This is a genomic window from Burkholderiales bacterium (genome assembly GCA_035560005.1).
GTDB lineage: Bacteria > Pseudomonadota > Gammaproteobacteria > Burkholderiales > Eutrophovitaceae > DASRFY01.
In genome coordinates, this window is record DATMAN010000039.1 from 1 (window position 1) to 12,761 (window position 12,761).

Here is a 12,761-nt window from a genome sequence, read left to right on the forward strand (position 1 = left end):
GGCGCCGGCAAGCCGACCCCACCGTCAAGACCCGTCGCGGCTAGACCGCCGCCGGCGTCTACGCGAGTTCCGCGAAAACGCGGCTCGCCGCTTCCAGGGTCTCGTTTATTTCAGCGGGCCCGTGCGCGGCCGACACGAAGCCGGCTTCAAATGCGGAGGGTGCGAGATAGACCCCGCGCTTGAGCATGCCGTGGAAAAACCGGTTGAAACGGGTTCGATCGCATTCCATCACCTGCGCGTAACTCTGTGGCGGCTGCGCGCGGAAGTAGATCCCGAACATGCCGCCAACCGCCTGGGCGCTGAACGCGATACCTGCCTGCCTTGCAAGCTGCTCCAGGCCACTTGCAAGCTGCGCGGTGCGCGAAGCCAGGCGAACGAAGAATTCGTCGCTCGACACCAAGCGCAGCGTCGCAAGCCCGGCCGCCACCGCCACGGGGTTGCCCGAGAGCGTGCCCGCCTGGTAGACGGGTCCGACCGGGGCGATTCTTTGCATGATGTCGCGCCTGCCGCCGAGCGCGCCGATGGGCATGCCGCCGCCAATCACCTTGCCCAGCGTAGTGAGATCGGGCGCAATTCCGAACAGGCCTTGCGCGCCGCGCGGCCCGACGCGAAAACCGGTCATGACCTCGTCAAAAATGAGCACCGCACCGTGGCGCGTGCAAAGCGTGCGCATCGTCTGCAGGAATTCCGGGGCGGGCTTGACGAGATTCATGTTGCCCGCCACAGGCTCCACGATCACCGCCGCAATGGCGTCGCCATGTTCGCGGAACGCTCGTTCCAGCATTTCACTGTCGTTGTAGTCGAGCACCAGCGTGTGCGCCGCGGTCTCGGCCGGCACGCCGGCCGAATTGGGTTGTCCCAGTGTCAGTGCCCCGGAACCGGCTTTGACCAGCAGCGAATCGGCATGGCCGTGGTAGCAGCCCTCGAACTTGACGATCTTCGAGCGTCCCGTGAACCCGCGCGCGAGCCGGATCGCGGTCATCGTCGCCTCGGTTCCGGAGCTGACCAGCCGCACCTGTTCCAGCGACGGCAGCGCGCCGGTCAGCAACTCGGCCATCTGCAGTTCCGCTTCAGTGGGTGTGCCGAAGCTCAATCCGCGTGCGGCCGCTTCCTGGACCGCGCGCACCACGTCCGGATGCGCATGGCCGAGGATCAGCGGGCCCCACGATCCGACGTAGTCGATGTAGCTTCTGCCGTCGGCATCGCGGACGCGAGCGCCCTGTCCCGCGGTGAAGAACAGCGGTGTGCCTCCCACGGCACGGAACGCGCGCACCGGCGAGTTCACTCCGCCTGGAATGAGCGCCTGGGATTTCTGGAACAGCAGTTCGTTCTTGCCTTGCATTGCTATCGGGTCGACTCGGTTCTCGCGTCCCGCGCGCGCGCTGCCTGGGCGACAACCTCGCGCAGTCTGCGCGCCGCCGACTCGATGTCTGCCGCGCCGAACAGGCCGTTCACGACGGCGACCGCATCGGCCCCGGCTTCGACCACGACCGCTGCGTTCTCAGCGGTGATACCGCCGATGGCCACGATGGGCAACCGGATGAGCGCTCGTGCCTGCGGCAAGAGCGAGAGGGGTGCCGGTGGTGCCCCGGCTTTGGTCGTCGACGGGAAGAAACTTCCGAAGGCGACGTAATCAGCCCCCGTGCTCTGCGCCTGGAGCGCGCGTGACAGGCTGGCATAACAGGAAACGCCGATGATACGCTCGGGCCCGAGGACACGTCGCGCAGCGCCGATGGAAGCGTCGTGCATTCCGAGATGCACGCCGTCGGCGCCGCACAACGCGGCCAGCGCGGGGTCGTCGTTGAACACGAGCCGGGCCTCCCATTCGCGACACAGAGCAGCCAGCATAGCGGCCTGCTCGACCCTGCGAGCAGGAACGGAAGATTTGTTGCGGTACTGCAGCAGCCGAACACCGCCCGCCAGCACCGCGCGCGCCTTGCGCACCAGCTCGGCACTGTCGTCGCTGTCGGGCGTGACCGCGTAGACGCCCTCAATCCGAATCCCCATCTTCCGATTCGCCCTCGCGCGCCCAAAACAGACGGTCGGGTATGAGTTGACCCATGCCGGCGCGGTAGGCGCGCCTCAACGCCTGCCACGTGTACTCCTGGGCGTCCCGTACCGCCTCCGGCACGTCCGAGCCTTGAGCGATGGTGGCCGCGATCGCCGAGGCCAAAGTGCATCCGGATCCATGATAGGCGCCCGGCAGACGTTCCCAGTGGTCGCGCCTTACAACGCCGTCGCGGTCGTAGAGCGTGTTGATCACCTGTGGGGTGTTCTCGTGTGAGCCGGTGATCAGCACATACTCGCAGCCTCGCCCCAGGATGCGCTGTGCGCATTCTTCCAGGCCGATGTCTTCGCTCTCCTCGGAGTCTTCCTGCACCAGGCGCCGGGCTTCCAGGCTGTTCGGCGTGAGCACGGTGGTCTGCGGAATCAGCAACTCGCGCGTGGCCGAAATCACGTCCTCGGAGGCGAGGGGGTCGCCGCGTCCAGAGGCGAGCACGGGATCGAGCACCAGGGGCACCTCAGGATAATCCGACACCACCTCGGCGATTGCGGCCACAGCTTCCGCGCTGCCGAGCAGCCCGATCTTGAACGCCGAGACCGCAACGTCTTCCAGCACGCGCCGCGCCTGATCCGCGACCCATTCGGCCTCGATCGGCATCAGGTCTTCCACGCCCAGGGTGTCCTGTACCGTGACCGCGGTGACCACCGACAACGGGTGGCAGCCGATGCTCGCCAACGTGAGGATGTCGGCTTGAATCCCGGCGCCGCCGCTGGGATCGGTCGCGGCGAAAACCAACACGATCGGGGGAGCATCCTGCACGGGTGCGGTTTCGGGAAGGGCCAAGGTTCGCTTTAAAATCTCATTCTATCGGAAACGCGCGCACGAACATGACCACCACGGAGACGACCGTCTACAGGACCTACATGTGCCTTGTCTGCGGGTTCATCTATGACGAGGCCGCCGGGCTCCCGGAAGAAGGTATCGCGCCCGGAACGCGATGGGAAGACGTTCCGGTGAACTGGGTCTGTCCGGAATGCGGCGCCCGCAAGGAAGACTTCGAACTGGTGGAAATCTGAGAGCCCTTCACATGCGAATCCTTCATACCATGCTGCGGGTCGGCGATTTGAAACGCTCGCTCGACTTCTACACACAGGTTCTCGGCATGAAGCTGTTGCGACAGAAAGACTATCCCGAGGGCCGCTTTACGCTCGCGTTCGTCGGTTACGGCGACGAGGAGCGCGAAGCCGTGCTCGAGCTGACCCACAACTGGGACACGGCTAGGTACGATCTCGGCAACGGCTACGGGCACATCGCGATCGAAGTCGACGACGCCTACAAGGCCTGCGAGGAAGTCAAGAAGCGCGGCGGCAAGGTCACCCGGGAAGCCGGGCCCATGAAGCACGGAACCACGGTGATCGCGTTCGTCGAGGACCCCGACGGCTACAAGATCGAATTCATCCAGAGGAAGCGCTGATTTGCGCTGCCGCGGCGTCCGCGAGTCGCACGAACTGGACAACCTCCAGCGTCTCTGCGCGCAGGCGCGGATCGACTCCGCAGCCGGCGATGGCCTTCTCGTCCAGCAGGGCGCGCAGCGCGTTGCGCAGCGTCTTGCGACGTTGCGCAAACGCTGCGCCGACCAACCGAGCAAGCATCGCTTCATCCACCGCGCGGCACGGCAGTTGCGCGTGGGGCACGAGCCGGACGACCGAAGACCACACTTTGGGCCTGGGCCGGAATGCCTCAGGCGGCACATCGAAAAGGGACGTGATGCCCCAGCGATACTGCAACATCACGCTGAGCCGCCCGTACTGGGGAGAACCGGGTCGCGCCGCCATGCGCTCGACGACTTCCTTCTGCAGCATGAAGTGGCAGTCCCTCACCCCGGCGTGCAGCCGGTCGATGCGGAACAGAAGCGGCGTGCAGATGTGATACGGCAGGTTACCCACCACCCGCAACGCCTCCCCCAGCGACGAGAAGTCGAACGCCAGCGCGTCGCCGACGTGCAGCCGCAGCTTCTCCGGCGAAAAGCGCTGGAACAGCGAGGCTGCGACATCACGGTCGATTTCCACGGCGTGGAGAACCGGCAGCCGCTCCAACAGCGGGGTGGTGAGCGCCCCCAACCCCGGACCGATTTCGACCACCGTGTCACCCGGGCGAGGGTCGATCGCCTCGACGATGCGCCGGACGACGTCGCGGTCGACCAGGAAGTTCTGGCTGAAGCGCCGGCGCGGCCTGTGCGGAGGGTGGGGGAGCACGGAGCTAGGCGCAAGGCCTGGCGCGCTCATTGGCGCTCTTCGATCCGGTATTCGACATAGGCCCTGTCGCGCTGCAGGCGAACCCACTCCTGATAGGCCTCCTCCGCCTTACGCTGGCGAATGGCCTGACGGGCAGCCATTCGCTGTCGCTCGCCCGACAAGTCCTCGGTGCGCCGTCCCAGCACCTGGATCAGGTGCCAGCCGAACGGTGAACGTACCGGCTCGCTGATTTCGTTGACCTGCAAGGCATCCATGGCGCGCTCGAAGTCCGGAACCGTTTCCCCTGGGGAGACCCAGCCCAGATCGCCTCCGCGCACGGCGCTCGCGTCCTCGGAATGCAGCCGCGCCAATTCGCCGAAGTCGGCGTTGCCGAGCACGACCCGCTCGCGCAGATCGGCCAGGCGCTGTCTGGCTTCGGCTTCCGACACGACCTCATTGCTCCGTACTAGGATATGGCGCACGTGGGTCTGCTGCACGATCACCGGACTGCGGTTGCCGCGTTTGTCCAGCAGCTTGAGAATATGAAAGCCGTTCGAGCTGCGCAGGATCGGGCTCACGTCACCGACGTTCAGACTTCTCACGGCATCGACGAACAGCTGCGGAAGCCGTCCGGCCGGGCGCCACCCGAGCACGCCGCCCTCCAGCGCGTTCTGGGCATCCGAGAAGCTGGCGGACACCTGCCTGAAATCCGTCCCGCCTTTCAGTTGCGCGAGCGCCCGTTCGGCGACCGCCTTTTTCGCCTGTATCTGCTCCGGGGTCGCTTCTTCCGGAACCAGGATGAGGATGTGCGCGAGGTTGTATTCGTCGTCCCGGTCGCCCTGAGCGGCTTGGTTGCGCAGATAGCTGTCGATCTCGGCTTCCGTGATCACGATCCTGCTGTCGACCTCGCGTTCCTTCAGACGGGAAATCAATATCTCGTTTCTGATCTCCTCGCGGAATCGCGAGAAGTCCACGCCGTCGTTCTCGATCGCCTCGCGAAACCCGTCCAGCGTGAGCTTGCTATCCTCGGCGATGCGCTGCAGCGCCCGCTGCAGCTGTGTGTCGTCGACGCGCAAACCGCTTTCCCTCGCCGCCTGCGCAAGCACGCGCGAGGTGACCATGCGCTCCAAGACCTGCCGTTCCAGCACGTCATCGGAGGGCAGCGGCGCGCCCTGCCGCCTGAGCTGCATCGCGGCCATTTTTACCTGTTCTTCGAGCTCGAGCTTGGTCACGACCTCGCTATTGACGACGGCGACCACTCGATCCAGGAGCACCGGTTGCGCGGCCAATGGCGCATTCTGGGCGCGTACTTCTAGACTCGCGACCAGCAGAACCGCAAAGGCAATCAATCGCATGGCAGTGTAAGTTCAAGTTCGAGCGCGACCGGAGCGGCGCGCCGGCCTCGCTCCCATCAGTAGCCCGGAAAGGCATTTCGCTCGGAGGCCGGCCGCAGGCTCGACTGGTAGCCGCTGATGTTCTGTCGCAGCACGTCGAGCGGGTTGGGCCCGATGCGCGACACGCCGGTCAACTCGAGCTGGACGAAAAACGAGGTGACGTAGTCTTCCGTGCCGCTGACGAATCGATGGGCGACGAAACGTGCGGCCCAGCACCCGGCATTGTACTCAAGCCCGGCCAGACCCTCTAAGAGCTGCTTCTCGGGAATGGAATGGCTCCAGCGGGCTAGCGCGGTCCACTTCTGCGACAGCGGCCACTGCGCGGAAAGATCCGCCTGCTCCAGCGAGTCGCGCGTGAATCGATAGCCGAGATTGAGCACTCGGCCGCCCTGCGGCCGGTAACGCAGGCTCAAGTTGCTCCTCTGGATCTGGTCGGCCGACGCGTTGTACTGCAGCCCCAGTTCCGCGCTCCACGCCGCCGTCACGGAGCCGCTCACGGCGGCGAGCACGTCGGAGCGGTCCGCGGAGCGCGGCGCTGTGTTCAGCGTCACCTGCTGCTCGTCGAAGAAGTAGCGCTGCGCGAAGATCAGGCGCAGCAGTTCCGCTCCGTTTGCGGCGTTGATGAAACGACTGGTTACCCCGGCGGTCACCTGGTTCGCGTCGTTGATCCGGTCGCCTCCGCTGAACTGATTCTCGGTGAAGATCTGCGCAAGGTTGAAGTCGGCCACCGCGGTATCGAAGACCGGCAACTGATCCTGGCGTCTGAACGGGATATAGACGTAGTAGAGCCTGGGTTCCAGCGTTTGCAGATAGTCGCGTCCGAACAGCCGGGCATCGCGCTCGAAGGTAACGGCGCTGTCTACGCTGTAGATCGGCAGCGCGCGCACCTCCGGCGCCTGCGCGTCATCGGCGAAGGAATAGCGCGTGTAGTGATAGCCGGCTTTCGGCGTCAGGTAGAAGAACGCAGTCTCCAGCGGCACGCTCACGCTCGGATAGAGCATCTCTCGCCGCGCGTTGAGTAGCGTGGGATGGCGGAAGTGGACCAGCTCGCCGGTGGCGTTGACGCCGAGGTAGGCCGTGAGCTGGCGGTCGGCGAACAGGGTGATCTGCGGCTGCCGTTCGTAAGGCGGTACCACCGGCGCCAACGGGTCCTGCAGGGTCTGGAACTTCTGCACCCGGGCATTGACGTTCCACCACTGACCGTTGTACGAAAGCCCGCCCTCGCGCGGCAGGTTCGTGATCGAGGTCACAGCGATCTTGTCGCTCAGATCGATGAAATAGGCGTCGTCTGATACACCCTGGTAGTTGATGCTGCCGGAGAAGCCATGGCCGAAGTCGTGCCGGTGGTTGAGTAGGTAGCCGTAGCGGTTGTCCTCCCGAATCCGGTCGTTGGGAAGCCACTCTGCGCGCCACTCGCCGTTGAAGCTCGGCTCGAGATAGCGGAACTCGCCGTTGAACAGGACGCCGCGCCGGGAAAGGAACCTGGGCGCGATCGTGGCGTCGCGGTTGGGGGCGATGTTCCAGTAATAGGGCTGCGTATACTCGAATCCGCTCTGGGCGGTCTGTCCGATCGACGGCGCGAGCAGGCCGCTCTTGCGGCTGCCGCTCAGCGAAAAATCCAGGTAGGGCGAATACAGCAGAGGCACCCCCTTGAATACCACGCTGGCGTTGCGGGCCACGCCCAGGTCGCGCGCGCGGTCGACTTCCAGCCGGCTCACGCGCAGGTACCAGTCGTCGTCTCCGACCTCGCAGTTGGTGTAGGTCGCCTTCTCCACTCGAAACCGGGTCCGGCTTTCCGCGATCATCCTTTCCGCTTTTCCGTGCGCATCGAGGTCGAGGATGTAGTAGCTCGGCTTCTCGATCACTCCGGTTCCATCGCGCAGGTTGTAGCGCAGGCTTTCGCCCTGCACGACGTTGCCGCGGTACTCGAAGCGCAGCCGCCCGCTCGCCTCGAGCGTTTCGTGCTGGAATGAGTAGCGCAGGTAATCCGCAAAGACCGCCTCTCCGCGCTTTCGCAGCCGCACGGCGCCTTCGGCTTCCAGTTCCCGCTGCACGCGACCCTGTACACGGTCGGCCTCGAGAAAGATCGGCGTGGGCTCGTCGTCCTCCACTGAATAGGGGATCAGCTCACGTTGCAGCTTGAGCTTGAGTCCCAATTCCTGGGAAAGGGCAGGGACGCAGGTTGACAGCACCACAAATACGGCGAGGCGACACAGACGCAAACGCAAACGCATTCCAGGCTGTGGATAGGCCTAATGTTAGAATCGCGCTGATTCTAAACGACGATCGGCAAAACCGCGTTGGACCGTGCCGCCGCGCTCGAGCGCTGGATCGCCGAGCAGATTCCCGGTAGAAATTTCACGCTTGCTTCGGCCTCGGCCGACGCCAGTTTCCGCCGCTACTTCCGCGTGCGCTTCGGCGAAGAGACGCTGATCGCGATGGACGCGCCTCCGGCTCGGGAGGATTGCCGGCCGTTCGTCAAGGTCGCGCAACTGATGGCCGAGGCGGGCGTGCATGTACCGCGCGTCCTCGCCCAGGACATCGAACGGGGATTCCTTCTTCTCTCCGACCTGGGGAGCACTACGTATCTCGAAGCGCTGAACGAGGCCAACGCCGACGCGCTGTTCGGCGATGCCGTCGATGCGCTGCTGCGCTGGCAAAGCGCCACCCGCCCGGGCGTACTGCCGCCTTACGACGAGGCGCTGCTGCGGCGCGAGCTGGAGCTGTTCCCGGCCTGGTACGTGCACCGCCATCTCGGCATCGAGCTCACCGCCGCTCAGCAGGCTGCCCTGGAATCGATCTTTCGCCTTCTGACGGAGAACGCCACCCGACAGCCGGCTGTGTTCGTCCATCGGGACTTCATGCCGCGCAACCTGATGCTGAGCGAACCCAACCCCGGCGTCCTCGATTTCCAGGATGCCGTCTGCGGCCCGATCGCCTACGACATCGTCTCGCTGTTTCGCGATGCCTTCATAAGCTGGGATGAAGACAGAGTGCTCGACTGGACTATCCGCTATTGGGAAAAGGCGCGCGCGGCGCGGCTGCCGGTACGCGAGGACTTCGCGCAGTTCTACCGTGAGTTCGAGTGGACCGGCTTGCAGCGCCACCTGAAGGTGCTGGGCATTTTTGCGCGCATTCGCTACCGCGACGGCAAGCCAGGGTATCTGGAGGACACGCCGCGCTTCGTCCGTTACGTGCGCGCGTGTGCGGGCAGATACGACGCCCTTGCGCCGCTGCTGCGCCTGTTCGATCAGCTCGAGAATCGGGCGCGGCAGGTCGGCCTGAGCTTCTGAGCATGGGGGCTTCGCAAAGGACGGCGATGATCCTGGCGGCGGGCCGCGGAGAACGCATGCGCCCGCTCACCGACCACGTGCCCAAGCCGCTGCTGAAGGCCGGCGGCAAGGCGATCGTCGAATACCAGCTCGACAAGCTGGCCCGGGCCGGCTTTCGCCGTATCGTGATCAACCACGCTCATCTCGGCCAGATGATCGAGACCGCGCTCGGCGACGGGCGGCGCTGGGGTCTGGAGATCCGCTATTCGGCGGAAGGTGAACCGCTGGAGACCGCCGGCGGCATCCGGCTTGCCCTGCCGTTGATCGCCGCAGACAGCTTTGCCGTCGTCAACAGCGACGTCTACACCGACTACGACTACCACAGGCTCGCGGCGCGGGTCGCGGCGATGGCATCCGCCCCGGCGGTCCTGGCTCACCTGGTCCTGGTCGACAACCCCCCGCATCATCCGGGCGGCGACTTTTGTTTCGAGGAAGGAGCGCCGAAGGCCCAGGCCACGCGCAGGCTGACTTTCAGCGGGATCGGTGCCTACCGCCGCGAGCTGTTCGAAGGAATCGTGCCCGGCAGCAGGCACCCGCTCGCGCCGCTGATCGCAGGTGCCATCGAGGCGGGCAGAGCGAGCGCGGAGCACCATCGCGGGTTCTGGATCGACGTGGGCACGCCGCAACGCCTCGAACAACTCGACGCGATGCTCAGGGAGCGAATCCGATGATCTATGTGCCTGAAGTCTTCCGCGAACGCGATGAGGCGCGGCTGTTCGCGCTGATCGAGCGCTGCCGGTTCGCCACCCTGATCTGCGTCGCCCGCGACGGCACGCCCTGGGTGTCGCACCTGCCTTTTCTTCTCGACCGCCGTCGCAGGGTGCTGCGCGCACACATGGCGCGTGCCAACCCGCATTGGAAAGTCTTCGACGAGGGCCGCGATGCGCTGGTCGTCTTCCATGGTCCCCACCACTATGTGTCACCGAAGTGGTATGGGAATCATCCGAGCGTGCCGACATGGAACTACGCCACCGTGCATGTGGAAGGGCGCCCGCGGGTGCTCACCACGACGCAGGACCTGGAGCGCCTGCTCGCCGATCTGGTCGCCGCGGCGGAGGGCGACACAGATCCCTGGCCGATGCGGCTGCCGCGCGAGTATTTCGATGCCATGCTCCGTGGAATCGTGGGCTTCGAAGTGCCGATCGCCAGCATCGACGGCAAGTTCAAGCTCTCGCAGAACCGGCCGGCCGACGACCGCCCGCGCGTGATCGCCGCGCTGCAGGCCGTGGGCTCGGACGCGGCGCGCGAAGTGGCCGAGCTGATGCGCGAGGGCGAGCAAACCGGTACCGGATGACCCCGGTCATACCCTGCTGATCATGGACAAGCTTCTGACCTACCAGCGGCGCCGCGAGCGGCTTGCCGAACAGATGGGCGCGGGGGTGGCGATCGTGCGCACCGCGCCGGAACGCATTCGCAACCGTGACGCGCATTACCCCTATCGTTTCGACAGCTACTTCTACTACTTGTGCGGCTTCCCGGAACCGGAAGCGGTACTGGTGATCGTCGCCGGTCCTCCCGCGCGCTCCATTCTGTTCTGCCGGGAGCGCGATCCGGACCGCGAGGTGTGGGACGGCTTTCGCTTCGGTCCCGACGGGGCGCGCGCGGCTTTCGCGCTCGACGAGGCGCACCCGATCGCCAAACTGGACGAAATGATGCCGCAGCTTCTGGCCAACCAGCCCGCAGTCTTCTGCAGCATCGGCGAGGACAGCGCCTGGGATGCGCGAGTCATCGGCTGGATCAACCAGGTCCGCGCCCGCGTCCGTTCCGGCATCACCGCCCCCAGAGAAATCAAGGATGTCCGGGCGCACCTCGACGACATGCGGCTGCGCAAGGACGCCGGGGAGATCGAGCTCATGCGCCGGGCCGCGCAGATCTCCGCGCGCGCGCACCGACGGGCGATGCAGACCGCGCGTCCCGGGCTGCACGAGTTCGAGATCGAAGCGGAGCTGTTGCACGAGTTCCGGCGCCACGGCGCACAGGCTCCGGCATACACGCCGATCGTGGCGGCCGGCCCCAATGCCTGCGTGCTGCACTACGTAGCCAACGCCGCGCAGCTCAAGGACGGAGACTTGCTGCTCATCGATGCCGGTTGCGAAGTCGATGGCTACGCTTCAGACATCACGCGCACCTTTCCGGTGAACGGCAGGTTCTCCGGGCCGCAGCGCGACATCTACGAGCTGGTGCTGGCCGCGCAAGCGGCGGCCATCGAGCAGGTGCGACCGGGCAATGAGTGGGAAGACCCGCATCGGGCCGCCGTGAACGTGCTCGCGCGCGGTCTCATCGACCTCGGGCTGTGCAAGGGAAGCGCGGACGCGATCATCGAGACCGGCGAGTATCGGCGCTTTTTCATGCACCGCACCGGGCACTGGCTGGGCATGGACGTGCACGACGCCGGTGACTACAAGCGTGACGGGGCGTGGCTGAAGCTGGAGCCGGGCATGGTGCTGACGGTCGAGCCGGGCTGCTACGTGCGGCCAGCCGACGACGTGCCTCAGCCGTTCTGGAACATCGGCGTGCGCATCGAGGACGACGCGTTGGTGACCGATTCCGGTTGCGAAATCCTGACGGCGGAAGCACCGAAGGCCATCGCCGACATCGAGTCGGTGATGCGCGGGGCGGCTGCATGAACGATCGCTGCGACATCGCGATCATCGGGGGTGGGCCGATCGGCTGCGCGCTCGCGGCGGCATTGCGCGGCGGTGGCTTCCAGTGCGTCGTGCTGGAAGCGCGTTCCGGCCGCAGCGCGGCGGCGGACGGCAGGACGCTTGCGCTGTCGTTCGCCAGCCGGTTGATTCTCGAACGCATCGGCGCCTGGTCCGCGATCGACCCCGTGACGCCGATCGTCGGCATTCACGTTTCGCAGCAAGGCGCGTTCGGGCGCGCGCTGCTCCAGGCCGCGGACGTCGGCTTGGAAGCGCTGGGGTACGTGATGCCTTTCGCCGCCCTGCATGAGGCGCTGTTCGCGGTGCTCGACCGCAGCGGGGTCGAGGTGCGTTTCGGCACCCGTGTGACCCGGCTGGCGCCGGCGCTCGACGCGGTGTGCGTCCATTGCAGCAGCGACGAGGGCGAGGTCGTCCTCCGCGCGCGCCTGGCGGTCATCGCCGACGGAGCAACCTCCCTCGGGCAGCAAGCCGGCGCGGGATTTTGCATGCGCGATTACGCGCAGGCCGCTGTGGTCGGGATGGTTCAAAGCGCGAGCGCCCACGGCAACCGCGCCTACGAGCGCTTCACGCCGCACGGACCGGTCGCGTTGCTGCCCTCCAGCGACGAGTTCGCCTTGGTGTGGACTTGCCGGCCCGAGGCCGCGCCGCACCTGATTTCCCTGTCCGATGGGCAGTTCCTTGTGATGCTGCAACAGCACTTCGGGGACCGCGCCGGGCGCTTTGTCTCGGTGCGCAGCCGCGCCGCGTTTGCCTTGAGCCTGCGCTTTGCGCGCCGGATCGTGCGCGATCGCATCGTGCTGCTCGGCAACTCCGCGCAGATGTTGCACCCGATTGCCGGGCAGGGGTTCAACCTTGGGCTGCGCGACACTTGGGAGCTGGCACGGCTGCTGCGAAGGGGCGCCGTCAGCGATCCCGGGATACCGGCGCTGTTGGCCCGATACGGCCGTTCGCGGCGCATCGACCGCATCGCCGGAATCACGGCCACCGATCTGCTGACGCGAATCTTCTCCAACGACTTTCCGGTCATCGAACAGGCGCGCGGTCTCGGGATCGCACTGCTCGACCTGCTGCCTCCCGCCAGGCGCTTCCTGATGCGCCGCATGATCTTCGGCACTGCAGCCTGACACTCGACG

General features: G+C 65.9%; 13 protein-coding genes. 7 read left to right on the top strand and 6 right to left on the bottom strand.

All coding sequences use genetic code 11. The features are described 5' to 3' along the window. Positions 1-58 precede the first annotated feature (58 nt). Genes hemL through VNM24_05405 form a run of 3 tightly spaced genes read right to left on the bottom strand, consistent with a single transcriptional unit; the run spans position 59 to position 2,848 of the window. The gene (gene hemL, locus VNM24_05395) at positions 59-1,342 is read right to left on the bottom strand and encodes a glutamate-1-semialdehyde 2,1-aminomutase (GenBank protein HWQ38037.1); all 1,284 of its coding nucleotides are present in this window, start codon (positions 1,340-1,342) and stop codon (positions 59-61) included. Positions 1,343-1,344: 2 nt separating this feature from the next. Then, positions 1,345-2,007 (bottom strand): thiamine phosphate synthase, encoded by a 663-nt coding sequence (thiE, locus tag VNM24_05400; GenBank protein ID HWQ38038.1) that lies wholly within the window; start codon positions 2,005-2,007, stop codon positions 1,345-1,347. Then, a complete protein-coding gene (locus tag VNM24_05405; protein ID HWQ38039.1) occupies positions 1,991-2,848 on the bottom strand; it encodes a hydroxymethylpyrimidine/phosphomethylpyrimidine kinase in 858 nt (285 codons plus the stop codon). Before VNM24_05405 ends, thiE begins: the two co-directional genes overlap by 17 nt. A gap of 44 nt (positions 2,849-2,892) precedes the next feature. On the opposite strand from VNM24_05405, the gene VNM24_05410 reads away from it, so the two are divergent. Together VNM24_05410 and gloA are read left to right on the top strand one after the other, a co-directional pair. Further along, entirely contained in the window at positions 2,893-3,081 is a 189-nt protein-coding gene (locus VNM24_05410) for a rubredoxin (GenBank protein ID HWQ38040.1), read from the top strand. An 11-nt stretch (positions 3,082-3,092) separates the two neighbouring features. After that, a complete protein-coding gene (gene gloA, locus VNM24_05415; protein ID HWQ38041.1) occupies positions 3,093-3,479 on the top strand; it encodes a lactoylglutathione lyase in 387 nt (128 codons plus the stop codon). Here gloA and rsmA read toward each other — a convergent pair. From rsmA to VNM24_05430, 3 genes are read right to left on the bottom strand one after another with little or no spacing between them, the layout of a single operon-like run. Then, a complete protein-coding gene (gene rsmA, locus VNM24_05420; protein HWQ38042.1) occupies positions 3,460-4,290 on the bottom strand; it encodes a 16S rRNA (adenine(1518)-N(6)/adenine(1519)-N(6))-dimethyltransferase RsmA in 831 nt (276 codons plus the stop codon). The two genes, gloA and rsmA, sit on opposite strands and share 20 nt — an antisense overlap. Then, positions 4,287-5,594 (bottom strand): peptidylprolyl isomerase, encoded by a 1,308-nt coding sequence (locus tag VNM24_05425; GenBank protein HWQ38043.1) that lies wholly within the window; start codon positions 5,592-5,594, stop codon positions 4,287-4,289. Before VNM24_05425 ends, rsmA begins: the two co-directional genes overlap by 4 nt. Before the next feature lie 56 nt (positions 5,595-5,650). Next, positions 5,651-7,789: an LPS-assembly protein LptD gene (locus tag VNM24_05430; GenBank protein ID HWQ38044.1), complete on the bottom strand. Its 2,139-nt coding sequence runs from the start codon at positions 7,787-7,789 to the stop codon at positions 5,651-5,653. A gap of 144 nt (positions 7,790-7,933) precedes the next feature. Between VNM24_05430 and VNM24_05435 the strand changes: the two genes are divergently transcribed. From VNM24_05435 to VNM24_05455, 5 genes are read left to right on the top strand one after another with little or no spacing between them, the layout of a single operon-like run. Then, positions 7,934-8,926, top strand: coding sequence for a phosphotransferase (locus tag VNM24_05435; protein HWQ38045.1), 993 nt, complete (start codon positions 7,934-7,936; stop codon positions 8,924-8,926). A 2-nt stretch (positions 8,927-8,928) separates the two neighbouring features. Then, positions 8,929-9,636, top strand: a complete 708-nt coding sequence (locus VNM24_05440) for a nucleotidyltransferase family protein (GenBank protein HWQ38046.1) — start codon at positions 8,929-8,931, stop codon at positions 9,634-9,636. Next, complete coding sequence (locus tag VNM24_05445) at positions 9,633-10,259, top strand: FMN-binding negative transcriptional regulator (protein HWQ38047.1); 627 nt, start codon at positions 9,633-9,635, stop codon at positions 10,257-10,259. The genes VNM24_05440 and VNM24_05445 overlap by 4 nt, the downstream gene beginning before the upstream one ends. A 22-nt stretch (positions 10,260-10,281) precedes the next feature. Beyond that, on the top strand, positions 10,282-11,592 hold the full coding sequence (gene pepP / locus VNM24_05450; GenBank protein HWQ38048.1) for a Xaa-Pro aminopeptidase: 1,311 nt from the start codon (positions 10,282-10,284) through the stop codon (positions 11,590-11,592). Then, positions 11,589-12,752, top strand: coding sequence for an FAD-dependent monooxygenase (locus tag VNM24_05455; GenBank protein HWQ38049.1), 1,164 nt, complete (start codon positions 11,589-11,591; stop codon positions 12,750-12,752). The genes pepP and VNM24_05455 overlap by 4 nt, the downstream gene beginning before the upstream one ends. The last annotated feature ends 9 nt before the right edge of the window (positions 12,753-12,761 follow it).

Excerpts from the sequence above, each read along its gene's own strand:
- hemL (HWQ38037.1), bottom strand. The coding sequence starts at position 1,342 with ATGCAAGGCAAGAACGAACTGCTGTTCCAGAAATCCCAGGCGCTCATT.
- thiE (HWQ38038.1), bottom strand. The coding sequence starts at position 2,007 with ATGGGGATTCGGATTGAGGGCGTCTACGCGGTCACGCCCGACAGCGAC.
- VNM24_05410 (HWQ38040.1), top strand. The coding sequence starts at position 2,893 with ATGACCACCACGGAGACGACCGTCTACAGGACCTACATGTGCCTTGTC.
- gloA (HWQ38041.1), top strand. The coding sequence starts at position 3,093 with ATGCGAATCCTTCATACCATGCTGCGGGTCGGCGATTTGAAACGCTCG.
- rsmA (HWQ38042.1), bottom strand. The coding sequence starts at position 4,290 with ATGAGCGCGCCAGGCCTTGCGCCTAGCTCCGTGCTCCCCCACCCTCCG.
- VNM24_05425 (HWQ38043.1), bottom strand. The coding sequence starts at position 5,594 with ATGCGATTGATTGCCTTTGCGGTTCTGCTGGTCGCGAGTCTAGAAGTA.
- VNM24_05440 (HWQ38046.1), top strand. The coding sequence starts at position 8,929 with ATGGGGGCTTCGCAAAGGACGGCGATGATCCTGGCGGCGGGCCGCGGA.
- VNM24_05445 (HWQ38047.1), top strand. The coding sequence starts at position 9,633 with ATGATCTATGTGCCTGAAGTCTTCCGCGAACGCGATGAGGCGCGGCTG.
- pepP (HWQ38048.1), top strand. The coding sequence starts at position 10,282 with ATGGACAAGCTTCTGACCTACCAGCGGCGCCGCGAGCGGCTTGCCGAA.
- VNM24_05455 (HWQ38049.1), top strand. The coding sequence starts at position 11,589 with ATGAACGATCGCTGCGACATCGCGATCATCGGGGGTGGGCCGATCGGC.